Origin of the sequence: Aneurinibacillus sp. REN35 (assembly GCF_041379945.2) — a bacterium.
GTDB lineage: Bacteria > Bacillota > Bacilli > Aneurinibacillales > Aneurinibacillaceae > Aneurinibacillus.
This window is the reverse complement of record NZ_JBFTXJ020000024.1, coordinates 1-23268: the sequence shown is the minus strand read 5'-3', so window position 1 is coordinate 23268 and position 23268 is coordinate 1. Positions and strand designations below refer to the sequence as shown.

Annotated in this window: 22 protein-coding genes and 1 riboswitch; of the genes, 12 read left to right on the top strand and 10 right to left on the bottom strand. The window is 45.9% G+C overall.

The window, feature by feature from the left end:
• Positions 1 to 3 precede the first annotated feature (3 nt).
• Entirely contained in the window at positions 4 to 1125 is a 1122-nt protein-coding gene (gene mnmA / locus AB3351_RS23215) for a tRNA 2-thiouridine(34) synthase MnmA (RefSeq protein ID WP_371149490.1), read from the bottom strand.
• A 99-nt stretch (positions 1126 to 1224) separates the two neighbouring features.
• Positions 1225 to 2022: an N-acetylmuramoyl-L-alanine amidase gene (locus AB3351_RS23210; RefSeq protein ID WP_371149489.1), complete on the bottom strand. Its 798-nt coding sequence runs from the start codon at positions 2020 to 2022 to the stop codon at positions 1225 to 1227.
• Positions 2023 to 2204: 182 nt separating this feature from the next.
• On the opposite strand from AB3351_RS23210, the gene AB3351_RS23205 reads away from it, so the two are divergent.
• Positions 2205 to 2855, top strand: a complete 651-nt coding sequence (locus tag AB3351_RS23205; RefSeq protein ID WP_371149488.1) for a 3D domain-containing protein — start codon at positions 2205 to 2207, stop codon at positions 2853 to 2855.
• Between the two features lie 75 nt (positions 2856 to 2930).
• Here AB3351_RS23205 and AB3351_RS23200 read toward each other — a convergent pair whose 3' ends face one another.
• Positions 2931 to 4145, bottom strand: a complete 1215-nt coding sequence (locus AB3351_RS23200) for an MDR family MFS transporter (protein ID WP_371149487.1) — start codon at positions 4143 to 4145, stop codon at positions 2931 to 2933.
• Between the two features lie 112 nt (positions 4146 to 4257).
• On the opposite strand from AB3351_RS23200, the gene AB3351_RS23195 reads away from it, so the two are divergent.
• Positions 4258 to 5166: a LysR family transcriptional regulator gene (locus AB3351_RS23195; protein WP_371149486.1), complete on the top strand. Its 909-nt coding sequence runs from the start codon at positions 4258 to 4260 to the stop codon at positions 5164 to 5166.
• A gap of 32 nt (positions 5167 to 5198) precedes the next feature.
• On the opposite strand, the gene AB3351_RS23190 is transcribed toward AB3351_RS23195, so the two are convergent.
• Positions 5199 to 6041, bottom strand: coding sequence for an endo alpha-1,4 polygalactosaminidase (locus AB3351_RS23190; protein ID WP_371149485.1), 843 nt, complete (start codon positions 6039 to 6041; stop codon positions 5199 to 5201).
• 45 nt (positions 6042 to 6086) lie between these two features.
• Positions 6087 to 6182, bottom strand: a riboswitch (cyclic di-GMP riboswitch).
• A gap of 304 nt (positions 6183 to 6486) precedes the next feature.
• On the opposite strand from AB3351_RS23190, the gene AB3351_RS23185 reads away from it, so the two are divergent.
• Genes AB3351_RS23185 through pelG form a run of 5 tightly spaced genes read left to right on the top strand, consistent with a single transcriptional unit; the run spans position 6487 to position 13336 of the window.
• A complete protein-coding gene (locus AB3351_RS23185) occupies positions 6487 to 7710 on the top strand; it encodes a hypothetical protein (RefSeq protein ID WP_371149484.1) in 1224 nt (407 codons plus the stop codon).
• A gap of 1 nt (position 7711) precedes the next feature.
• Complete coding sequence (locus tag AB3351_RS23180) at positions 7712 to 8611, top strand: tetratricopeptide repeat protein (protein ID WP_371149483.1); 900 nt, start codon at positions 7712 to 7714, stop codon at positions 8609 to 8611.
• A gap of 3 nt (positions 8612 to 8614) precedes the next feature.
• Entirely contained in the window at positions 8615 to 10459 is a 1845-nt protein-coding gene (locus AB3351_RS23175) for a DUF2194 domain-containing protein (RefSeq protein ID WP_371149482.1), read from the top strand.
• The gene (pelF, locus tag AB3351_RS23170; protein WP_371149481.1) at positions 10456 to 11895 is read left to right on the top strand and encodes a GT4 family glycosyltransferase PelF; all 1440 of its coding nucleotides are present in this window, start codon (positions 10456 to 10458) and stop codon (positions 11893 to 11895) included. The genes AB3351_RS23175 and pelF overlap by 4 nt, the downstream gene beginning before the upstream one ends.
• Positions 11858 to 13336 carry an exopolysaccharide Pel transporter PelG gene (gene pelG, locus AB3351_RS23165; protein ID WP_371149480.1) on the top strand — a complete coding sequence of 493 codons (1479 nt, stop codon included), beginning with the start codon at positions 11858 to 11860 and terminating at the stop codon, positions 13334 to 13336. Before pelF ends, pelG begins: the two co-directional genes overlap by 38 nt.
• Positions 13337 to 13355: 19 nt before the next feature.
• Here pelG and AB3351_RS23160 read toward each other — a convergent pair whose 3' ends face one another.
• Positions 13356 to 14414, bottom strand: coding sequence for a DHH family phosphoesterase (locus AB3351_RS23160; protein ID WP_371149479.1), 1059 nt, complete (start codon positions 14412 to 14414; stop codon positions 13356 to 13358).
• Between the two features lie 128 nt (positions 14415 to 14542).
• On the opposite strand from AB3351_RS23160, the gene AB3351_RS23155 reads away from it, so the two are divergent.
• The 3 genes from AB3351_RS23155 to ytvI all read left to right on the top strand — a co-directional run bounded on the left by AB3351_RS23155 (position 14543) and on the right by ytvI (position 16933).
• Positions 14543 to 14740: a ChaB family protein gene (locus AB3351_RS23155; RefSeq protein ID WP_371149478.1), complete on the top strand. Its 198-nt coding sequence runs from the start codon at positions 14543 to 14545 to the stop codon at positions 14738 to 14740.
• Between the two features lie 211 nt (positions 14741 to 14951).
• A complete protein-coding gene (locus AB3351_RS23150; RefSeq protein WP_371149504.1) occupies positions 14952 to 15893 on the top strand; it encodes a cation diffusion facilitator family transporter in 942 nt (313 codons plus the stop codon).
• A gap of 5 nt (positions 15894 to 15898) precedes the next feature.
• Positions 15899 to 16933 carry a sporulation integral membrane protein YtvI gene (gene ytvI / locus AB3351_RS23145; RefSeq protein WP_371149477.1) on the top strand — a complete coding sequence of 345 codons (1035 nt, stop codon included), beginning with the start codon at positions 15899 to 15901 and terminating at the stop codon, positions 16931 to 16933.
• Positions 16934 to 17021: 88 nt separating this feature from the next.
• Here ytvI and AB3351_RS23140 read toward each other — a convergent pair whose 3' ends face one another.
• The 4 genes from AB3351_RS23140 to AB3351_RS23125 all read right to left on the bottom strand — a co-directional run bounded on the left by AB3351_RS23140 (position 17022) and on the right by AB3351_RS23125 (position 21532).
• Complete coding sequence (locus AB3351_RS23140; protein WP_371149476.1) at positions 17022 to 18086, bottom strand: ABC transporter substrate-binding protein; 1065 nt, start codon at positions 18084 to 18086, stop codon at positions 17022 to 17024.
• Positions 18087 to 18153: 67 nt separating this feature from the next.
• Positions 18154 to 19542, bottom strand: coding sequence for an FAD-binding oxidoreductase (locus AB3351_RS23135; RefSeq protein WP_371149475.1), 1389 nt, complete (start codon positions 19540 to 19542; stop codon positions 18154 to 18156).
• 25 nt (positions 19543 to 19567) lie between these two features.
• Positions 19568 to 20353: an ABC transporter ATP-binding protein gene (locus AB3351_RS23130; protein WP_371149474.1), complete on the bottom strand. Its 786-nt coding sequence runs from the start codon at positions 20351 to 20353 to the stop codon at positions 19568 to 19570.
• A 111-nt stretch (positions 20354 to 20464) separates the two neighbouring features.
• Positions 20465 to 21532, bottom strand: a complete 1068-nt coding sequence (locus tag AB3351_RS23125; RefSeq protein ID WP_371149473.1) for an HD-GYP domain-containing protein — start codon at positions 21530 to 21532, stop codon at positions 20465 to 20467.
• A 183-nt stretch (positions 21533 to 21715) separates the two neighbouring features.
• Between AB3351_RS23125 and AB3351_RS23120 the strand changes: the two genes are divergently transcribed.
• The gene (locus AB3351_RS23120) at positions 21716 to 22303 is read left to right on the top strand and encodes a DUF502 domain-containing protein (protein WP_371149472.1); all 588 of its coding nucleotides are present in this window, start codon (positions 21716 to 21718) and stop codon (positions 22301 to 22303) included.
• 89 nt (positions 22304 to 22392) lie between these two features.
• Here AB3351_RS23120 and AB3351_RS23115 read toward each other — a convergent pair whose 3' ends face one another.
• Positions 22393 to 22683 carry a hypothetical protein gene (locus tag AB3351_RS23115; RefSeq protein WP_371149471.1) on the bottom strand — a complete coding sequence of 97 codons (291 nt, stop codon included), beginning with the start codon at positions 22681 to 22683 and terminating at the stop codon, positions 22393 to 22395.
• 128 nt (positions 22684 to 22811) lie between these two features.
• Here AB3351_RS23115 and AB3351_RS23110 point away from each other — a divergent pair, with 128 nt between their 5' ends.
• Complete coding sequence (locus tag AB3351_RS23110) at positions 22812 to 23129, top strand: hypothetical protein (RefSeq protein WP_371149470.1); 318 nt, start codon at positions 22812 to 22814, stop codon at positions 23127 to 23129.
• The last annotated feature ends 139 nt before the right edge of the window (positions 23130 to 23268 follow it).

Here is a 23268-nt window from a genome sequence, read left to right as displayed (position 1 = left end):
TGCTTATACAGTCGCTTCTGCTTTATTTTTCTTTAGTGCTTTATCGATGGTTGCTCCACCCAAGCAAGCCTCTCCATCATAGAAGACCACAGCTTGACCCGGTGTGATGGCACGCTGCGGCTCATCGAATACAACCTCACAGCGATTGTCTGATTTAATATGAACGGTCACGCCTTGATCCGGTTGACGGTAGCGGAATTTAGCCATGCAGCGGAATGTCTCTCCCGGTGCCTGACCGCTTACCCAATGAACATCAGTGGCCACAAGCAGATCGCTGTACAAGCGATCATGATCGCCTCCCTGCGCCACATAGAGAATATTACGCTCTACATCTTTATCTACTACGAACCATGGCTCGCCCGTACCGTCGCCACCCCCGATTCCAAGTCCCTGACGCTGTCCAAGCGTATAATACATCAATCCATCGTGACGGCCTTTCAGTTCACCGTCCACCGTACGAATGTCACCCGGATTGGCCGGAAGATAGGAGCTAAGGAATTCCTTAAAATTACGTTCACCAATAAAGCAAATGCCTGTACTATCTTTCTTCTTCGCTGTTGCTAAGCCTGCTTTTAACGCGATTTCTCTTACTTCTGTTTTAGGCAGATGTCCGAGTGGAAACATCGTGCGTGACAATTGATCCTGGCCAAGCTGATTTAGAAAGTATGTCTGATCCTTCTTCGGGTCCGCTCCACGGAGCAGACGATACTTTCCATCATGGAAATCCACTTGTGCATAATGCCCTGTCGCCAAATAATCAGCACCCAAATCAAGGGCGCGGTCGAGGAACGCTCTGAATTTAATTTCCTTGTTGCACATCACATCTGGATTCGGCGTGCGTCCCTTTTTATATTCATCAAGAAAATACGTAAATACACGATCCCAATATTCTTTCTCGAAATTCACCGTATAATATGGGATACCGATCTGTCCACAGACGCGGCGTACATCTTCATAGTCTTCTTCGGCTGTGCAATGCCCGAATTCATCCGTGTCATCCCAGTTCTTCATAAAGATACCGATGACATCATATCCTTGCTCTTTAAGCAGCAAAGCCGCCACAGAAGAATCTACGCCGCCGGACATTCCGACAACTACCCTTGTGTTTTCAGGGGATTTATTCATCTATATCAACTTCCTTATATATTGAATTGAACAGCAAACGAATTTGCTCCAATGCTTATTATACTAACAAACTCCCCGTCATACAAACCTCCTGCACAGCTACGACGTACCGCTTTTCTTTAGCAGATACTCAATCGTATTATGAATCGCAACAGCCGCTTCCAAGCGGGTCATTGTATCCGTTGGACGGAATGCCCCCTGTCCATCCCCTCTCATAATACCAAACTCGTATAGCTTATCTACACTCTCCCCCGCCCATTCCAGACCCGGGAGGATATCTTTGTAATATTTACTAATCGGCTTGGTGGAAGACGCAGGTAATGAGGGTGCTGGATTCTCGACATGGAGCGCCCGTGCCGTACCCCGGGCAACAGCCTCTGCCACAGCGTTAAGAAATTCCGGATTTTTCAATTGCGCCACATCCTTAGCATAATCAACAAACCCGAATTCAAGGAGGATGGCCGGCATGGATGTTTGACGCAACACAGCAAAGTTCGCTGTCTTCTCTCCCCTATCAGGTAATCCAGCATTCGTAAAGACAGATGCTACTTCACTATGCACAATATGTTGGCAGCGGCCTGCTTCCTGATTTGCTGCGCTTTTGGCAACATAGCTCTCAAAACCAGTTCCACCTCCCGCATTGATATGAATCGAAATAAAGTAATCTGCATCCAATCGATTAGCAAATTCTGCACGCGCCTTTAAATCAGCGGCCTTATCTGAGCTAAATACATTATCATCGCTGCGCGTAAGACACACATTCACTCCCATATTCTCCAAATGCTTTGCTACTCGCTTAGCAATAGAGAGCGTAATATCCTTCTCCTTAAGCCCATTACCGCTCGCTCCAGGATCAGCGCCCCCGTGTCCTGGATCAATCACAATCAATGCAGCCATGTTATCCCCCCATGTATGGCAGAAAGAGTCAGATCCAAACACATAGAATCGCGTATCGGGCTTTCTGCCATTATAAAAAATAAAAACGATTAAATTTTCAGATAAATAGTGACTTTTATCCTATTTGATAGTACAATGAACACAGCAAGTTTGAGTCATCTTACTTTCTAAAGGAGGTCTTCATGCGAAAGAGTCGATCTATATCTTTATTCCGCTCTATCAAGGCTTTCAGGGACAATCGTAAGTTACTTGTTATTAAAGGTTCGATGATCATGCTGCTTCTTTGCATGTATCCCGTTAGTTCTCTTGCTGAAACTCCTCAACAACCAGTATCAGGCACACTCAAAAATCCGCCAATACTTACACAGTCTATCCATCAAGCGCTACCTTATTCTAGCGGAGAAGTCTCAGCAAAAGAATTAGAATTTCCTACTGCCTTACCAGCGCAAGATCATACAATCGATTCCGTAAAAATTGCCGCAGTAAACAGGAATACTAACAACCGAACGCTCACTCGACCTAAGAAACCAGCACGCAGTACTACGATGACAAAAGTACGTGAAGGCATGACTTTTACCGCCCATGCATCCGGCTATACAGGACCTGGGCGTACCAAGTCCGGCACGAAGGTTCGTCCAGGCATTGTCGCAGTTGATACGGACTATATCCCTCTTGGAACCGTTCTCTATGTAGAAGGATATGGCCAATGCCGCGCCGAGGATATCGGCGGAGCCATAAAGGGTAATGCGATTGATCTAGCGTTCGCCACCAAAAAAGAGGCGCTTGCATGGGGTCGAAGAGATGTCGAGGTCAAAGTAATTAGCGTTCCGTAATACAATTCCTACACAATCAACGTACATAAAAAGAGCGGCTCTAGAGAAAGAGCGGCTCTTTTGTATGTATATCCATTATCCCTCACGCATCTTCGTACGAAGCGCCTGCGGCTGTCTGCTTATCTCAAGCTTATACATCCCTAAGCAGACCAGGAAGCCAACGAACAAGCAGAAAATCCAGGGCAGCATCGCGGCATTCCAATGGCTTCCCATATCATATAGCCATCCACCCAGCACAGTGCTTAGTGCACCGCCGATCGCAAGAGAAAAGCTATTAAATCCATAATACGAACCCAGACGATTCGCTGGAGCAAAAAGTGTCACTACGTCGTGCAATACGGGAGCTACCATCATATTTCCTACAGCAAACAGCAATCCGTCAGCGATGATCATTTCGATCGTGGTTACGAATCCAAGCAAAAATAAGCTCAAACCCATCACCAGCGCACCAATACCGATCAGCACAAATCGAGCCGATACGTTTTGAAGCCATACAGCTACCTTCAATTGAAGTGCGATGACAGTAAGCGAGATTGTTGCATACATAATTGCCACACCGCTCGTATCCCCCGTAACCTCCTCCATTCGGCGCGGAATCGTCAAAAATAGCTGCATATACAAATAAAAATAACCAATCAGAATAACCGTATAGAGCACGAAGGGACGATTCATTATAATCTCCCGCGTATCCGCCACCCAGCTCCTACTCGTTACCTCCGCTTCAATCTTCGGCAGCGTCACCCATACCAGCATCGCTACCGCTATGAAAAGCACACCCGATACCAAAGAGAGATAGAAGAACTGAACGGACGCCAATACGCCACCAACAAGCGTTGACACAACCATGCCGGTGTTGACTACTACACTGCGGAATGCAAAAATCTCTTTTCTCCCTTTCTCCGGAGTGAGCCTAGCAAATGCCGCAAGAAAGGCAGGTTCAAATAATGCCCCGCCAAGACCCGATAAAATGGCGGCAACAATAAACTGCCACATTTCCGTACAAAAAGCAAAGCCTACAAACCCAGCGGCCCGTACGAGTACCCCGAATACAAGCGCTTGTTTACAGCCGATCCGATCCGCAAGCATCCCCCCTAAAAATGAAAAACCCTGCTGCGAAAACTGACGGATACCAAGCAGAATTCCGGCCATTGCCATAGACCAGGCAAAACTTCCCGTCAAATACAGCGTCAGATATGGAATCAATGCATAAAAGCCCAAATTCATTAAAAAAGAACAGATAAACAGCACCCGTACACCTAACGGCGACATTCGCCATACATATCCAACCATACGTTCCCCTCCTCGCTTTCTACAATAAAGCAGGAAATGTCATTTGTATAACGAATGATTTTGATACATGTTATCTATTTTTTCGATTAAGCAAAGGGAAGGAGACATTCGCTTGGATTTTGAACAATTACGTACATTCATTGTATTGGCTCGCAACAAAAGCTTTTCTAAAACGGCTGAGGCTCTGCATCTTGTACAATCCACAGTTTCTTCGCGCATTCAAGCCTTAGAAGCTGAAGTCGGTAAACCCCTCTTCATGCGCGATCGGCGCAAGGTAGACCTTACTGCCGCCGGATATACATTTCTTCCATACGCTGAACGGTTGCTTTTACTCAATGAAGAGAGCTTGCTAAAGATACAATCTATGAAGACGTTTGAAGATCAGCTATCTATCGGTGCAACCGACACGTTATGGAAATATGTTCTCTGCCCTGTGGTTGAAACGTTTTTCAATCAATATCCTACCGTCTCACTAAAAATAAAAACAGGACATTCCTGGGATGTGGTGCATCATTTGAAGGACGGAGTTGTACAGCTCGGCTTTGTATACCTCCCACAGTCTATCCCGGGTTTTGAAGTACTCCCCTTCTATGAGGAGGAAATCATTCTCGTCTCCCATCCAGAGCATGAAGCAGCACGCTGGGATGCGGTAGCGCCTGAATTCCTTGCAAGCCTCCCTCTTCTATATGTGGATTGGGGAAACCCGTTTTATGAGTGGGTGAGTGAACTGCTTCCGCCTGAGTATGTTCCGCAACTGCACATCGACAATGTATCGATGCTCCTTGCTCTCCTGCAAAAAAACATCGGAATGGGATTTATCGTTCGATCCGCCGTAGAAGAAGAACTGCGTGCTGGGCGCTTAGCTGAGATCCAACTCACAGACGGACTCGTCCCTCCAAAACGCACTGCCTTTATTATGGCGCAGAAGGAACACCTGCACCGTCCCGCTATTCAAAGCTGGCTTAAAACCATGCAAGAGCTTAGACTGCTCTCCCTTTCTACAGAAAAAACTCCTCTTTGATTTACTCAAAGAGGAGCTTTCTATCTTCTACTCTACCAAACATCAAAACCTTTGGTTGTGTGGAAATGAATGAAGCCTTGTTTCTTTGCATACTCTGTACTCTTCGCCTTACCGCTAAAGGATATGGTAAATACAGAGAACGGATACTGCTTTTGAAGTGCGTGCAGTTCTGCCATCCGATCCTGTGCCCACTGATCCTTCGCTACGGTCGCGTAATCGAAGTTCTCCCACATAAAGCCGTCTACATAAGGAGCTGTATATCCAGTCAACGTACCGAATCCCCAGTTTTGAATCAAATATAGACTTGGGAATTGCGCCTTGATCTCACTCATAAATGCTGCCATGCCGAACTGCTGCAGTGTAAGCATTACAGGATCATTTCCGTGCTGGTCATCAATATCGCCTACTGTATCGAGAAATACCCCATCAAATCCTTTTGCGGCTACTTGATTTTTCACTTCATCCATCAATATTTGTTGATAGTGCGGGGAAGTAATATCCATTAAATACGAATCCCATTCAGCAAAATGAACCTTCTCATTCTCCCGGAGGAAGAAATCAGTGGCCTCGCATTTATTTAATAGCGTCTGATTCCATGACGCAACTTCCATTGTACTCACATAACCCATGACCATCGTGCCGCCTTTTTTGATCCGTTCGATATCGGCTTTGGTGTAATGATACGGCTCAACAATAACCATGTTGTAATTTTTCATTTCATTAAATACGCGTGCGGTCGGTTTACCATAGAAAATTTTATAGGAAGTCACCTGTTGGAATGGAGATACTTTTGCTGCACTCACGTAAGTTGAAGACCCTCCTAATCCGAATAGTACCAAAGTCAAAGACAACAGTGCGACTGTTAACTTCTTCACGAAAAATCCCTCCAGAGATACACAGAGGGATGGGTGGTTTCGCAGACTGGCAATCGGTACCTCCGCACTATAATAATATGCGCAGATCGACGACCCATGCCTTTGCGTCCTTGCTTTTCAACAAGTTTGCCCATCACCAGATATGTATGCAGTTAATTTTTTTTCTTACTTTTATTATACACGCGCATAGATCTTTAGCAATATAAAATAGTTAATTATCTTGTCACATACGTGACATTTACCTTACAATTTTGAATCCTGTTTTAAAAACTATCATTCCAAATACATATACATTTTTTCCCCTTTATATTTTGTTACACACTTTCCATTTGATGCCTTGTGAGCACCATAGGTACAATAAACGTTGGCCATATAAATATTTTTATCAATATCTGTACAATTATTATACAAATCGGGTAAAAGAAATGGAAAACGGAGGAAATAAATGTTTTATCGTCAGCATTCTCTCATAAGAAAATATGCTGAGCTTATCTGTGTATTCCTGGTTTTTGTTCTGTTGGATTGGTGGACAGAACTGCGATTTACAGAATTTCAGCCAGCCCCGACACTCTTTATCGCTCTTCTATTCTCACTGCGATACGGCTGGAGCGTCGGGCTTGTTAGCTCGCTTATGACTATTGCTTATATTGTAGGAACTGCGACGGTTCGTGGTGAAGATGTACTGTTGCTATTTTTTGATTTTGAGCGGGCAAAATGGCTGCTCTTTCATTTGATTCTAGGTATTATTCCCGGATTGTTCATCACTAATCTCCGTGAACAATATGAAGCGCAATACTATCGTAATCAGGAAATAATTGAAGAGAATCGGCAGCTGCGACGCGCGGTAGATCGATTGAGCGAGTCACGGAAGATACTTGAAGGGAAAATTCTCGAATCGGAACAAAGCATTCATACGCTGCTTGAAATTATGCGTGCACTTGATGCTAGAGATCCTGAGTCTACGATTACCCAAGCCGCCAAAATTCTGGCTGATTTTTTCAAAGCCGAGGAATTTGGTATCTATCATCTTGATCAATCAGAGACAGCCCTGCGGTTGAAGATACGAATGGGGCAATCCGAAAAGTTAAAACCAACCCTGTTTATCTCAGATTCTCGCTTCTACAGTCGATTACTGCGAGAAAAAACTGTCATTATGCGCCGAGCAGATGACGAGGCATCTACACCTGTCTTAGCAGGTCCCATTCTTCGCGAGGGCAGAATTAAGGACGTGCTGATTATTAGCCGCATTGCTCTGGATCGTCTAACTCCACAAAGCGTTCAATTCCTGCATCTTCTGTTAGAGCTTATTTCTGACAGCACTGAAATCGCAGCGCTTCGCCTCGAAGAGAAGGGAGCGGGAATTACATACCCTGGCACCTCCATCTATTATCCGGAGGCTTTCCAGCGACGCGTGCAGATTGAGCGGGAGAGAGAGGCCGAGCTTGAACAGCCGTATACAGCATTTGATATATCGCTTCCTACACATTTACAGCTTGAGGCAGATGAATGGAGCAAGCGCCTAGAGCCGCATATGCGGGAGGTAGATATCGTCGGCTATGACAAACGCGATAACAAACTTCTTTTCCTGCTTCCGGCAACCGACCAAGAGCAGACGAAGAATTTCATCGAACGGATCATGCCTGTGATTTCATATGACAAGGGGGAGTAAAATGTACATCGTTTTTTTCTTTGTGCTGCACACATTAGCATTGTTTCTGCTAAGCCGTCTACTCCTTCCTTCTCTAACAGAAGAAAAGCGCGGAGCAGCTTCCTGGATCTTTGTTGTTTCCATCTTTCTTCCCTTTATTGGTGAAATCTTAGGGCTTATCGTCTGGCTTGCTGAAAAAAAGACGCATAACCGCTCAGCTTTGGATACATATGATGAGTATACGCGAATACATGTGGATAACTACGAGAATATCATTGAAGAAGCCGCGAACGATTATCGTCTGCTTCCGATCATGCAGAGCTTGGAGATGGATGATAGCGAAATAAAAAAAGAAATGCTTATCCGTCTGTTGGACTTGAATATAGGACAAAAAGGTAAATATTTGTACACAGCCTTACAAAATGAAGATACGGAGGTCGTGCATTATGCTGCAACATCAATCAATGTCTTAAAAGACCGGTATATCCGTCGCATCTCCTCCCTTCGAAACCAGTTGCGCAGCGAGAATCCGGCAATCTACTTAGAACTTGCCCAAGTCTATCAGCATTATCTAGAAAGCGATCTGTTAACCGGAGAGATGAAGCACATGACGGCACTGGAATACCATAATGTATTAAAGCTGGCGATACAGATAATTCCTACCAATCCTCACCTTGTCTTTCAACAAGCTGAGGTATGCCTGCTTCTTAGGAAGAACCAGGAAGCAGAAGAACTGGGGAGACGTCTTATTCATCAGTTTCCCGCTTATTTCGGCGGCTATCTTATTCACATGCAGCTTGCTTACCACAACGAGAACTGGCCGCGTATTCGGGAAATGATCCAGCGAATGCGAGAACAAGTAAGTGAGGGCGAATTGCCCCCTCGCTGGGTTCCAGTTTTACGCCAGCTTGAAGGAGCGTAATCTATGAAAGTTAGAACAATGAGTATACTCATATTTCTTGCTGCTATAATGCTTCTGCTTACTGCAGGGCTACAATTTATGCGCAGTAACGGCGCATATAAGCTTTTCTCTCTGACATCTGGTCCAGGGGAAGTCGTACAAACAATGAGCGCTCCAGATAAAAAAGAAAAAGGGCAGACTATCACAATCTCAATCCTCGACTCTTACTCTACGGTTGATCGCCCTCTGCTTTCTAATCTGGAGCATGCATTACAATACGCTAAAGTTGATTATGAGCGAATTACTGTAGAGAATCTGGCTACACTGACCCCTTCCCCATACCAAGTTCTCGTACTGGTTGGGGAACAAGTAAATCAATGGCCGTACGAGACGATTCGTTCGTATGTACAACATGGTGGTCGCCTCGTCGTAACCACGCGTTTCCATGATCCAAAGTGGAATGAACTGGTCGGCATCCAGGAAAGCCGCGGCTTCTTCAAAAAGGATGTGAGCGGACTTACTTTTAACCGCCCTATTTTTCCAGGGTATCCGAACATCCCTCCGCAATCACGACTGTTTATCAACAGCATACTTGACGTATCCTTACAGGCGGGAGCCGATGTCTACCTGTCAGCCGAGAAGAAACCCTTGCTCTGGACTTATCCATATGGAGAAGGAAAAGTAGTGTATTGGAATGCCTCCACACTCGTAGACAAAAACACGCGCGGTCTCCTCCTTCATTCGATCGGATTGGCGCTTCCCGCCTTTGTAACCGGACAAGTTGCAGCCAAAGCGGTCTATATCGATGATTTTCCCGCACCCTGGCCGGAAGGGAGCAATAAGGCGATTGCAGCGCATTACGGGATGAATACGAGCGAATTCTTTAGAAAAGTCTGGTGGACAGATATGAAGCGCTGGGCTCATGAATATAACATTGCGTATACAGGTCTGATGATCGCCACATACCGTGATGACCATACGCTCTCATCGGAGGAATTAATTCAGCTCGATAAAGACACAATGGTTTTCTTTGGACGCCAACTGCTCAAGCTTGGAGGCGAGATCGGCATACACGGCTACAACCATGAATCGCTTGTTACCAAAGGGGAACCCAATGATACGGAATTGGGTTATAAATTATGGAAAGACCAAAACGAGATGGTCAGAAGTCTGCGCAGTGCACAGGAGGTATTCACACATTATTTTCCTGAGGAGAGCTTCACCACCTATGTTCCTCCTTCCAACCTGCTTGGAAGAACCGGAACTGCTGCGATACACGAAGCGCTACCGCACGTGAATACAATCTCTTCGATCTATGCAGGCGCACCCGGTAAGGGTTATCTTATTCAGGAATTTGGGGCGGATAAGCGATTCCCTAACCTATATCATATGCCGCGCATTACAAGCGGATATCGTTTCGATGAGGAGACCGCCTTCTTACAGGCCGATTCTCTTGCCAACTTTGGCTTGTTCTCTCACTTTATTCATCCGGATGATATCATTGATCCTTCACGCGCTTTCGGACGCGGCTGGCCGGATATGCGAAGCGATTTTGCCCGCATGCTAGCGCATGTTCAGAAGACGTATCCGTATGTAGAACCGACGACAGCTCGGAAGCTCGAACAGAGATTGAAGGCATACCAATCAGCTACGGTACGCGTACGCTATGCACCGGATCGAATCTATCTTTCAGGCGATAAACTGCCCTCTCCTTCTTACTTCTTGCTACGAATTGAAGAACACAAGGCAGTAGATACACAAACAGCACAGGGCGCTGAAATCACAAAAATGCCGGGGATGGATCATCTTTTTCTGATTAAAATGACGCAGCCTGAGGCAGAAATCCAGCTAAAAGGAGGAGCATCATGAAAATCGGAATCATCGCTGAAGGCAGTTATCCGTATGTACGCGGCGGAGTATCGAGTTGGATTCATACCATCATCTCCAATCTTCCTGAGCACCAATTTGAAATTATTGCGATTTCTGACCGGGAAAAGCAAGAAAGCGAGCGTAAATTTACACTACCATCCAACGTGAGCGGCATTACAGACCTTGCACTCACACATGCCACGCCAAAGCGAAAGAAACCAACCCGACTGGGAAAGAACGAAATCGATCCCCTTCATGCTTGGTTTCGTTTTCAACCGGCCGAAAACGCACTTGCGCTGATTGGAGATGATGAGCGATGCGGAACAATCGACGGCTTCTTTGAAAGCAAGTTTTTCTGGGATCTTGTACAGGAAACATACAACGATGAATATCCAAGCGCATCCTTTATTGAATACTTCTGGATGTGGCGTTCAATGTATACACCTATCATTTCACTTTTGCAAAATGAACTGCCAAAAGTCAATGTGGTACATAGCGTATCAACAGGATACGCCGGACTGCTTGCCGCTTATATGAAGCAGACACAGGGCGTGCCTATGGTGTTAACGGAGCATGGAATTTATGCGCGGGAACGTGAGGAGGAGATCCTGCAGGCTTCATGGGTGTCCCCTCTCTACAAAAAACGATGGATTGCCTTCTTCTATCATTTGGCGCAGCAAGCCTATCAGGAAGCAGACGACATTATTACATTGTTCGAACGCAATGCCTCCTATCAAAGCGAAGCAGGTGCACCGGAAGAGAAAATGAAAATTATCGCCAACGGAATTGACTATCATGCTTACAGCCGCATTGAAGCGAAGCCGGATAGTGACATATTCACCATCGGTATGATTGCTCGTATTGTACCAATTAAAGACATTAAAACAATGCTATATGCAGCAAAAATTATGCAGGATGAGGGCATACCTTTTGAGTTAACCATTATGGGTCCAACCGATGAGAGCGAGGACTATTACCTTGAATGTATACAGCTTATTGATTCGCTAGGAATTGGGGAACGCGTCTTCCTCGTAGGCAACGTGGATATCGCCTCGTTTCTGCCTTCCTTCGATATCCTGGTGCTCAGCAGCATATCAGAAGGCCAGCCGCTCTCCGTGCTCGAAGGCATGGCTGCGGGCCTTCCCTGGGTAGTTACGGATGTGGGGGCTTGTTCTGAACTGATATATGGAGCAGGTGATGATGTCTTCGGCCCCGCCGGTTGGGTCGTCCCCCCGGTTAATGCCGCCCTGCTGGCAGAAAAGTGTCGGTGGCTGTATGAACATCGCTCAGAAGCAAAGCGCTTCGGAGCGAATGGACGACGTCGCGTGGAAGCGCACTACCAGATAAAGCAAATGATCGATAGTTATCGAACACTGTATGCGCAAAGGGGGAAACAATATGGCCGGGATCGGCTTTCGCCTGCAAAACCTATTTAAAGAAGATTATTTCTCCTCCCGTATCAAGGCATACGGCTATGCTGGGCTGGTAACTGCCGGTCCCTGGCTCACTGTGGTCGTATCCATCGCACTGCTGCAGTGGCTGTTGGGCCGCTTTACATTCATCACCTTTGCAGAGCGGCAGCTATTCCTGCTTACGGTGTCCTATAGCTTCATTTTTTCGCTTATTCTTACGGGAGGATTACAGCTTGTAGTTACCCGCTATATCGCGGATTTGCTATACGAGAAACAAAGCAACGACGTTTTTTCCACTTTTCTTGGCGTTACCAAAATTGTCTGCCTGCTGGCGGCGGTATGTGCTTTCATCTTTCTATCGTTTTCTTCCTTGCCGTTTTTGTATAAGCTGGTCGCCTTCTGCCTATTCATCTCCATTACACTGATCTGGATTCTGATGATTTTTCTAACGGCAGCAAAATATTATCAGTCCATTGCCTATGCATTTCTTGGCGGAAGCCTCGTCTCTGTTGCGCTTGCTCTCTGGTTTGTCCGGGACGGTCTGCCGCTCTCGATCGGTGAGCATACGCAGGCGTTTGGACTGCTGAGCGGCTTTTCCATTGGTATGATGCTTACACTATTTGCTCTATTCTATGCGTTGCTGCTTACCTTTCCTGCGCGCGACATGAAAAAGCAATTTGCGTTCCTTGCATATTTTGACCGGTATCCGTCTTTATTTTGGACAGGGCTTCTCTATAACTTGGGAATCTGGGTATGCAATTGGATCATATGGTTTGGAGAAGGTGCTGGAGAAGACGGGGTCTTTAGGTTTCATACCGCATATGACAGTGCGGTATTCTGGGCGTACATAACCATCGTGCCTACATTAACGATTTTTGTCGTCTTCATCGAGACGAGATTTTACGAACGATACCGCATTTTCTTCAGCTATGTAAATAACGGAGGAACTTTGCATCAGATCAAGCAGGCTAAAGCTAGCATGCTGCAGGTGCTTAGGTATGAAATGGAGCGTTTGCTGCGTGTCCAAGGTTTATTTACCCTTTTTATTATTCTGGTTGCCGGCTATGCAAAGCCCATTCTCCATGTTAGCGAAGAGTTCATCACACTGTTCCGCTTCGCAGCCATAGGCGCTTTCGCTAATGGCATCCTGCTTATTCTGCTTCTTCTGCTGTTATACTTTGAAGATCGGAAGGGAGCGTGGCGCAGTGCAGCATTCTTCTTCGCCTGTAATGCAACTCTTTCCTTGATGATGCTTCCATACGGATATGATGCCTATGGAGTAAGCTTCGCATTCGGATCGACGCTCGCTTTTCTTTATGCAGGTCTGCGCTTGGTCCAATACGTATCACGCATTGATTATCATGCCTTCTGCAGCCATACACATGCGGAGCGCAATCGTGATCTATTCACCCGACTCGGCAACAAACTCGATACTATACAACAAAAGCGCGGAAGCCGCATGTAAGCGGCCGCCACGCTTTTGTTTATCGCGAAACGACACGAGATGAAAACAGCATGCGGGTAACCGTCTCCCGCACTTCCTTTGGCACCGGGCTGCCTGCCGCCTTCGCATGACCTCCACCCCCAAAGAAGGCGGCGACCTCGCCAAGGTTAAGGTCTTCTTTCACCGTGCGGTAGCTGATGACACGCGACATATTAACAATCGCAATAAAATCAAGCTCCGGATTCATCTCCGCAAGCGCATTGCCCAACTCGGAAATGTACTGTTCAGCAAATACGACACCAGCCCGATATTCATGAACATCCAGCACAGTAATATCTTTGGATTTTCCCTTTATGTATTTCTCAATTTTCTCCTGCTCCATCTCAAGCAGGAGGGATTCCGTTTCTGTAAAATCAGGAGAATAATCCTCTGTAAAACGCCGGAAAAAGCGGTCACGTCCAAGAATATAGAACAGATCATTCAACCGCTTCGCATGAAGGTTTCCATTCTCCTTCCAGTCCCACGTATCATACTGCCGCACCAACTCCACATACCGTCCCAGCGCTTCGTCTGCCTGAAGAAAGCCGGACTGCACCAGATATTCATAGAGGAGCGTCGTACCGCTCTCCCTTACTCCGTTCCGCTCGACATTCACCTTTGCCCACTCATACTTGTTAAGCCAATCTGCTGTCTGATGATGATCAAGAAGAACAAACTTCTGCCTAATATGTGCATTTAACCGTTCAATCTCAGCAGCGATTTCTTCATTGACAGAAATATCGGTAATGAATACCCGATCATACTTATCAAGATGAAGCGTGAGAAACTTTCCAATTTTATCATTGATATCATCATAGTTTGAGTAATCAATCTGGATATCATCCCCGAAAGCCAGCTTTCCCAAAATGCCGCAGCTTACCCCATCCGTGTCATTATGTGTAAATAATTTTACAGCATGCGGTCTCGCTTCTCGTCTCTTATGCGATTCTTGTTTACCGAAGAGCGTATCTAGATTGTCGGAGCGAATCTGTACTTTAATGCCCATTCGCTCGGCTCTCGCCAAAAAATCCTGCATGCTTGTATGTGCTTGTGGCTTCATGTATTTATACACCTCTTGTAGTAATAAAACATCCATGTTCATTATAACAGCATTCCCTCCGTTTGCCTGCCGCTGTTTTTAAAATAACCAAAACGGGTAATTTTATCGTACGGAAAGGATGTGTTTATATGCCTTATCGTTCTAAACGAGAATTACCAGATAGCGTGAAAGATAACCTACCTTCCCATGCCCAAGAAATTTTTAAAGAGGCATTCAACTCTGCGACAAAGGAATACGATAAAGAAGAGACTGCCTTTAAAGTGGCATGGAGCGCGGTTAAACAAAAATATGAAAAAAACGATGAGGGAGACTGGGTCAAGAAATAACCGAACAATGAATCCGTCCTATGGTTTGTTGCAAATGCAGCGACTATGGGACGGATTTATTTTTACTGCACACAAAAAATTCGATAAGAACATAGAACATGCATCTGATTAGTGGACGTTCCACTTTATGGGTAAAGAATAAAGATGAAGGATATCTCGAGAGGAGGAAATAGTAGTGAGTTCTGTCTGGCAATTGATTAAAAAAGGAAACATGACTTCTGCTTCGGCTGCAGTCGGCAATACGGGCTTAGCTGTCGTTAAAGGCGTAGCAGCCGCATACAGCGGAAGCGGAACGATGTTCGCTACCACAATGCACTCTGTTGCGGATGCGATCAACCAAGGCTTTGTTTTTACAGGGAGCGTGCTTGCTGAACGCTCTCCTACACGTCGCTTTCCCACCGGCTTTGGTCGCGTTATCAATATTTTCTGTATGATCGCCGTCATTGTGGTAACCATCATGGCATACGAAACCATTCTGGAAGGATGGCATTTATTCCATAATCCAGCACAAGCGACACATTTCTGGCTCAATATGATTATCCTGCTTGCTGCTGTAGGAACAGATGGATACATTCTGATCAAGGCCATGAAGGAAATTGCAAAAGAAACCCGCTCCGGCGCTACAGGCATGGCGATCTTCCCTTCTGCATTTAAGAATGTCAAGCGAGCTGCTCCACCCACTCGGCTCGTATTCTATGAAGACCTTGTGGCAACGCTTGGCGCAACGCTTGCACTCATTGCTATCATTATTAGTCAAATTACACCCTTTAAAGAATTCGATGGAATTGCTACAATTATTATTGGTTTCCTCATGATCGGCGTAGCATTCCGTGTCGGCTATGATAATATGGTCGGCCTAATTGGCGTAGCAGCTCCCCGCTACATCGAAGAGAAGGTGGCTAACCTGCTTTTACAAGATGAAAGTGTAACGGATATCAACCGTCTGCGCATTGTCCAGGAAGGTCGTTTCTATCATGTAGAAGGCTACGTAGAGCTGCGTCCCGGACTTTCGCTTGCAGATGCGGATGATATTAAGTTTCGATTGCAGGATAAGCTAATGATAGACCCTGACATCTCTGACGTCATATTAGGGATCATCGAAGACAACGGCGTGAAAGATTGGAGACCAGAGAAACTAAACGAAGTGGAGTAGAAGATATGGCGACTGTTCGCAAGACGCTTTTGTGGCTGGTAGTATTGGCCCTCGCGGTGTTCATTATTCCGTATGCCATCCCGTTTATTTTGGCATTGCTCACCGCAATTTTTCTTGAACCGATTGTCAAGGCGCTCATTCGCACATTGAATGCGAGCCGCTTGGTGGCTGTTACATTAACATTCATCATGTTTTTTGCTGTGTTCGTTCTTGGCGGATACCGGCTCGGTTCCATTCTCATTGTACAAAGTGTGGAGTTGTCGGAGAAACTTCCCGCATTCTCTGCAAAGGTGATGGCATTCCTAGAACATTATATGTGGAAATGGGAAGCATATGCTGTCTCCCTGCCATTTACCACAGAGACGACAATTCATGATGTCGTAACTGCGCTGAAGACTTCAGCAACGAATGCAGCGACCACCATCACAAAAGTCGTACTGGGCGGAGTTGCAACCATTCCTGGACTGCTTATCATCAGTATCATTTACATGGTCGCACTGTTCCTGATTAGTCTTGACTTACCTCGGCTGCACCGCAACTTTTTGAACCTGTTCACTCCCTCAGCACGGGAGAAGATCGAGCTGGTTATGACCCAGTTATTTCGGGCAACCGTGGGCTTTCTACGCGCGCAAGTTATCTTGAGTCTGCTTACTTATATTCTGGCGCTGATTGGTCTAATGATTCTTGGAGTCAAATATGCACTGGTGCTTTCCTTATTGATCGTTATCGTGGATATCCTGCCAATCCTCGGCACAGGATCGTTTCTTGTTCCGTGGGCAGTATACAGCTTTGCTACCGGCGATTCACGGCTTGCAATCGGATTGATTATCCTCTTTGTAGCAATTACTGTCATCCGACGCTCCATTGAGCCAAAAATTCTCGGTTCAAGTCTAGGAATCAGTGCGCTGGCCGCATTGGTCAGTCTCTATATCGGCTTCCAGATCCTAGGATTTGTTGGTCTTATTCTCGGACCAGCGCTTGTAATTATTTATGAATCGCTGCGCCAAGCCGGATTCTTGAAATTCAAAATTGATTTCTAATGTGTACGAATCAAAAAAGAGTACTCGATGCTGCGCTTCACAAATACGAAGCGCATATCAAGTACTCTTTTTCTTTTATGCGTGCAAATTATTTCTTCTCTGTTTTTTCGTAATAAACCGGGTTATACTTCTCAATGATTGGCTTGATTTTCTCTATATCAATGCCTTCATTAGCAGCCGCTTCTTTATTAACACCAAGCTTCAGATCTTTCGGGAAGCCTATTGCAAGATCTCCCGCTTTCGCTTCGCCCTTCAGCACTTTTACCGCCATCATGCCCGTTTGATAGCCAAGGTCATGGTAGTCCGCTCCAAAACCTGCGAATGCGCCATTACGAACGGAATCCATCTCCCCTGCGAACATCATAATCTTATGCTTCTCTGCTACTTGTACGATGGTTTTTAGCGCTGCTACGGCTGTATTGTCCTTTGGCACATAGATTACATCTGCCTTGCCGATCAATGATTCTGCCGCCTGCTTCACTTCCGTCGTGTTGCTGGCGTTTACCTCGACCGCCTTCATTCCATTTGCTTCAAGTGCTTTTCTCGCGTTTTCCACGTTGACTACTGAGTTGGCTTCACCAGAGTTATAAATAATTCCTACATTCTTCGTCTCTGGCTTTAATTCTTTAATCAATGCAACCAGCTTGTCAATCGTTTGAGGATGCGTATCAGAATAACCGGTAATATTCTTGCCCGGCTTCTCCAAGTTGTCCACCAGTTTCGCGCTGATTGGATCGGTAATAGCAGTAAAGAATACCGGAATGTCTGTATTCTGCGTAGCCTTCACCATTGCCTGAGCGCTTGGTGTCGAGATCGCCAGAATGGCGTCTTTCTTATCCGCTGCAAATTTCTGTGCAATCGTTGCAACCGTACTCGGATCTCCCTGCGCAGACGTGTATTCAATATCGGCATCAGCATATCCGTTTTCTTTCAATGCCTGAATGAAGCCTTCGCGGGCGGCATCAAGAGCAGGATGCTCAATAATCTGTGTGATGCCTATACTTACCTTATCTTTGTTGGTCTGTCCTGCGCTCTGCTCACCGCTTGCTTGCTTTTGCTGTTGGTCAGACGATGTTTTGGTGCTGCTACAAGCTGCCAGAAGCACACACAGCAATAAGAACCCCAAACTTACGAGCCGCATTCTCTTTTTCATATAACTTCCCCTTTTTCTAACGTTTTTATTTTTCTGATAATTAATTATACACTAATCCTGCACCGCTTTAAAAGACAAAAATCTTCCCGGGATTTAAAATATTGTTGGGATCAAGTGTACGCTTCATCGCATACATAACATCCAAAGCAGCGCCGTGTTCCTTGCGCTGATACTTTGCTTTTCCCAGCCCTACCCCATGTTCCCCTGTGCAGGTTCCGCCTCTGCATAGAGCATAATCTACGATCGCTGCATTGATCGCCTCCGCTTCTTCTCGTTCTTTGGTACATTGTGGATCAACCATTAGCAAGGAGTGAAAATTCCCGTCCCCTACGTGTCCCACGATGCCTCCGATCAGCTCGCTCTCTTCAATTCGCTTTCTTGCATGCTCAATCGCCTCTGCAAGTTCAGATAGCGGCAGGCAGACATCTGTCGTTATCGCCTTTTTACCGGGATAAGCGTGCATAAACGCGTAGGCGAGATGGTGGCGCGCTTCCCATAACTCCGCCTGTCTTAGCGAATCCGTCTCCGATATAAAATCTACGCTGCCGTATTCCTGTACGATCTCTTGGGCAAACGTTAGATCATGAGCAAGTCCTGCTTCATTTCCGTGAAACTCAAAAAACAATGTCGCATGCGCTGGGTAATTCGTTCCTTTGTACACATTGACCTGTGCAATGGAGATGCCATCCACCAGCTCCATCCGTGCCACCGGAATCCCGGCACCCATGATAGCACACGCCGCCTGTACTGCTTCTGATACGGAAGGGAAGCTGGCTCTGGCTGTCACCGACGCTTCTGGAATGCCGTATAAACGAAGCGTGAGTTCTGTAAATATGCCGAGCGTTCCTTCCGAGCCGACAAACATCCCGCTTAGATGGTATCCTGACGATGATTTAGCCGCCATACTGCCCACACGGATGATCCTGCCATCAGCTATGACCACTTCAAGCTCGCGTACCTGATCGCGCATGATACCGTAGCGCACGGATGTTGTCCCGCTTGCATTCGTAGCGGCCATACCGCCCAGCGTAGCATCCGCTCCCGGATCAACAGAGAAGAAAAGACCGTACTTTTTTAACTCCTTGTTCAACTGCATACGCGTAACCCCCGGCTGCACACGCACTAAGAAGTCCTGCGGCCGTATTTCAATAACTTGATTCATCAGTTGAAAATCAAGCGAAATGCCGCCCTCCTGAGGTATTGCCTGTCCCTCTAGGCCGGAGCCTATGCCAAACGGAGTTACAGACACACGATGTTCGTTCGCCCATTCGACAATTCGGCTCACTTCTGCCGTATTCTTTGGAAACACCACTACATCCGGCAGCTTAGGCAGATGATAGGACTCATCTCTACTATGCTGCTCTCGCATCGTTTGATTGACCGTCACCCGATCAGCATCAATGATTTTTCTCAGTTCTACAACGATTTCATCGTTTACGCCATGCTTTGTCCCCATCCATCTCTCCCTCTCTTCTTCAACTCTATACCATCTGCATAAACGCACGACGATTGCGCCACGTAACATCAACATTCGTGCCAAAAAACGCCGACAGGTTGTCTGTTGTCATCCACTCCTGTGTAGAGCCTGCCCCGTAAATCTCTCCACTCTTTAATAAGAGCACATGTTCAAAGATCGGAACGACTTCCTCGATATGATGCGATACGTAGATAAGCGTCGGTCCACCAGGCTGATTCCCCATCTCCTGAATGCGCGTAAGCAGCTGCTCCCGTGCAAAAATATCCAGTCCTGTCGCCGGCTCATCGAGAATCAATAGCTTCGGTGACGCCATTAAAGCTCGCGCAATTAAGACGCGCTGCCGCTCTCCTTGCGAGAAGGTCTCATATGTGCGGTTCTCCATTCCCTGACACCCCATCTGTATAAGCAATTCATTCGCTTTCTCGTATGATTCTGCTTCCGGTTTTTCATAGAGCAGACCCATAGACGCCACTTGTCCACTCAACACAATGTTCTCTACCGTTTCATTTTTATAGAGCTTCTCCTGCATGGAAGAACTGACCCAACCGATGGATTGACGCAGCTTGCGCAGGTCATACTCGCCGAACCTTTTCCCCAATACGCTTACTTGACCTACAGTCGGCCACATATAGCCGTTAATAATATTAAGCAGCGATGTCTTCCCCGAGCCATTCAGCCCCATAATGGCCCAATGCTCACCCTGCCGTACCTGCCATGTAATATCTTTTAATATGTATGTCTTCTCACGTTTCCAGCTTACATTTTTGATGTCGATAACCATGTCGCTCATCTTTTTCTCATCTCCATACAGTTTTTATATTTTCTGAAAATTATAGAAAGAAAACGCATATTTGTAAATATAAAAACCACCGCACAATACCGGCGATGGCTGATATTACTCTTATGACTTTAAGATGGAATCAATAAATAAGGTGGTTGCTTTTGCCAGGTCAACCTCTGTCACTTCCGTATGTTCATAATCGAATTTGCCACGGGCAGACGTATGCATCTCCTTAAAAATACGTACGACCGGCCGAGAGGGAAGCCCTTTGTGCTGACTCACTACGACACCAATCTCTCCGGTACTAAGCTGCACTGAGCTGCCGGTCGGATAAAGAGCGATGGAGCGCAGAAAGCGGATGACTATATCATGGTCGAATTTTTTGCCTGCCAATCCCATCAAATACTCGCTCGCCTGATACGGGAGCATGGTAGGTTCAGGTGTAAACGGCGAGATCAGATTATCATAGAAGTTTGTCACAGCTACGATTTTGGCATACTCATGAATATCCGTTCCTTTTAAGCGGCGCGGCTCTCCCGTTCCATCCACATGTTCATGATGCTGCAGAGAGATATGGGCGCTTGCCAAGCTCAGCTCGTGACGCTTGCGGAGTACGTTAAACCCAATCCACGCATGATGATTGCCCTCTTGCGTATAACGCTTAAGCGGATCATCGGTATTTTTGATCACCTTTCCGATATCATGCAGCAATGAGCCAAGCGCCAGCTCTTTAAGCTTCGTAGCATTGTAGCCCAGGTTGATTCCAATCACAGTAGACATGATACACACATTGAGCGAATGAATGAACAGGTGATTATCCTTCGTCCGAATGTCATCTAGATTTAGCAAAACATCTTTCTGAAGCAGAAGCTCATCAATAATCTTGGTCATTGTCTTGGAGATAGCAGACGTATCAAAATCCTTGCCCTCCTGCACACATTCAAGCACGCCTGCGACCCTTGAAATTGTTTCGCGTCGGGTCTCTTCTGAAACTGCTTCTTCAATTTGAACGTCTTCAAAGCGATCATCTTGTATGTATACCATTGTCACACCAATACGGTGGAGCTTATTTACCATCCCAGGCGTCAGCAATACGCCCTTATTCAGCAGCGTTCGGCCATCACTGGCATAGATGCTTTTTGCCAGAGTTTGTCCGGCTTCTAAATATTCTAAACTTACATGGCGCATACGTCTCTCTCCTTCATGCTCTTTCCTACGAACGGTCTATGATTCTTTCATTATACAGCATGAAGGTATTCATACCTACAAAATTGCAAAAGACTTCTTCATTTTCTTGACATGTATTTCATAAAAAGGTGATATAGTGTCTTGGAGAAATGAATTTGCTGCGTAAAGGAGCGTTTGTATCGCATGAAGCGATTGGTGACATGGTTTTTAAATGGGCTATTGGTTGTGGCCCCGATTGGTATTACACTATACATCCTGATTTATCTCTTTCAATTGGTAGATAGCGCAGGCAAGCAGATTCTGCTGTCTATGAATCTGCCGTCTTTTACAGGATTAGGCGTGGTTGTTACAATAGTTCTGCTGATTCTTATTGGGTTTATAAGCCAACTCTGGCTTAGCCGTAAGCTGCTTGCCTGGACCGAGCAGTTGATTACGCGCTTTCCCGGTTTAAAAACCGTCTACAGCATGATCAAAGATACCATCCATTCATTGATTGGTGAGAAGCGGGCTTTCTCGCAGGTTGTTCTCGTTACACATGAAGATGGTGGCAAGCGGATCGGCTTTCTTACTACAGAGGACGTCACTGCTTTTTATCTCCGTAACGACTATATTGCGGTCTATGTGCCACATGCGCTGCAGGTAAGCGGAGAGTTGCGCTTATATCCACGTGACATCGTGGAATTCATCGATACGCCTGTAGAGGAGGCTATGCGTTTCTGTCTGACTGCAGGCGTAGCAGCCAAAAAAGAGGACACTGCTGTCTCCGAATAACAAGGAATCTCATTGAGGATTTGCTGCCCCGGATTATTCATTGTAGAATTGGGCAGCAGATCCTCCCCCTTATTCTTCTACCTTTCCATCTACTGATTATATACATACCCCTGATAGATAACCTCAGCCACTACACATCCCCCCGGCGCATGCAGGTACCATGTATAAAAGCGCCGTACTCCTGCTACGCTTATTCTCTCTTCTCCTGCCAATTTGTTTATTCCAGCTCGTACAGCGAGCATGGTCCAATATACGCTCCAATTAATAAAGGGAAAATATAAGATAAAAAACCATAGAAAACTAATAGAATTGCTGCCAAGGTAAAACCGGATGATCGTTATGATCCCTGCGATAAAAAAGAACCTTGTGACTCCCCTCACCCTTCTCCCCTCCTTTATACCTGCCGCAGACCCTTATAAAACACTACCATAATCTGTTTTATATCACCAAATAAAGGGGTAATGTAAAAGAGGAAAAATTTCATGTTATAAAAGGGGGCATTTGTCTCATGGCTCGTGTGGATGTAATAGAAAAAAAAGTATCCGCTAGAACCTTCATCAGTCTTTTCCTCGTTTTATGTTCGCTATTGCTTGCTGTCTTCTCTTTCTTCACTTCATTCACTTCATATGGCTCGCTGCTCCTACTCCTGCAATGGGTTACCGTATTAATCGGAATAGGTCTAGCCTTGTCGGTGCTCACACCGGCCAAAAGACAGCTTGATGCAAATCCGTTTTTACTGCAGACTACTGTTACCGTACTTATTTTAGCTGGAATTGATATCATTTTGCTAAGTTTTTTGTCCTACATTCTATCTATACTTAAATAAAGTAAAAAAGACGAGGGCTTCACGCTTCCTCGTCTTTTTTACTCTTTTTTATACTATTCCATCATATTCGGCAGCCAGAGAGAAAGCTGCGGGAAGATCACAAATAAGGCCAGCACCACAATGAATAACAGGATAAACG

Bases quoted from the DNA above. Each gene is read 5' to 3' on its own strand.
- mnmA (WP_371149490.1), bottom strand. From the start codon at position 1,125: ATGAATAAATCCCCTGAAAACACAAGGGTAGTTGTCGGAATGTCCGGC.
- AB3351_RS23210 (WP_371149489.1), bottom strand. From the start codon at position 2,022: ATGGCTGCATTGATTGTGATTGATCCAGGACACGGGGGCGCTGATCCT.
- AB3351_RS23205 (WP_371149488.1), top strand. From the start codon at position 2,205: ATGCGAAAGAGTCGATCTATATCTTTATTCCGCTCTATCAAGGCTTTC.
- AB3351_RS23200 (WP_371149487.1), bottom strand. From the start codon at position 4,145: ATGGTTGGATATGTATGGCGAATGTCGCCGTTAGGTGTACGGGTGCTG.
- AB3351_RS23185 (WP_371149484.1), top strand. From the start codon at position 6,487: ATGTTTTATCGTCAGCATTCTCTCATAAGAAAATATGCTGAGCTTATC.
- AB3351_RS23180 (WP_371149483.1), top strand. From the start codon at position 7,712: ATGTACATCGTTTTTTTCTTTGTGCTGCACACATTAGCATTGTTTCTG.
- AB3351_RS23175 (WP_371149482.1), top strand. From the start codon at position 8,615: ATGAAAGTTAGAACAATGAGTATACTCATATTTCTTGCTGCTATAATG.
- pelF (WP_371149481.1), top strand. From the start codon at position 10,456: ATGAAAATCGGAATCATCGCTGAAGGCAGTTATCCGTATGTACGCGGC.
- pelG (WP_371149480.1), top strand. From the start codon at position 11,858: ATGGCCGGGATCGGCTTTCGCCTGCAAAACCTATTTAAAGAAGATTAT.
- AB3351_RS23160 (WP_371149479.1), bottom strand. From the start codon at position 14,414: ATGAAGCCACAAGCACATACAAGCATGCAGGATTTTTTGGCGAGAGCC.
- AB3351_RS23155 (WP_371149478.1), top strand. From the start codon at position 14,543: ATGCCTTATCGTTCTAAACGAGAATTACCAGATAGCGTGAAAGATAAC.
- AB3351_RS23150 (WP_371149504.1), top strand. From the start codon at position 14,952: ATGACTTCTGCTTCGGCTGCAGTCGGCAATACGGGCTTAGCTGTCGTT.
- ytvI (WP_371149477.1), top strand. From the start codon at position 15,899: ATGGCGACTGTTCGCAAGACGCTTTTGTGGCTGGTAGTATTGGCCCTC.
- AB3351_RS23140 (WP_371149476.1), bottom strand. From the start codon at position 18,086: ATGAAAAAGAGAATGCGGCTCGTAAGTTTGGGGTTCTTATTGCTGTGT.
- AB3351_RS23135 (WP_371149475.1), bottom strand. From the start codon at position 19,542: ATGGGGACAAAGCATGGCGTAAACGATGAAATCGTTGTAGAACTGAGA.
- AB3351_RS23130 (WP_371149474.1), bottom strand. From the start codon at position 20,353: ATGAGCGACATGGTTATCGACATCAAAAATGTAAGCTGGAAACGTGAG.
- AB3351_RS23125 (WP_371149473.1), bottom strand. From the start codon at position 21,532: ATGCGCCATGTAAGTTTAGAATATTTAGAAGCCGGACAAACTCTGGCA.
- AB3351_RS23120 (WP_371149472.1), top strand. From the start codon at position 21,716: ATGAAGCGATTGGTGACATGGTTTTTAAATGGGCTATTGGTTGTGGCC.
- AB3351_RS23110 (WP_371149470.1), top strand. From the start codon at position 22,812: ATGGCTCGTGTGGATGTAATAGAAAAAAAAGTATCCGCTAGAACCTTC.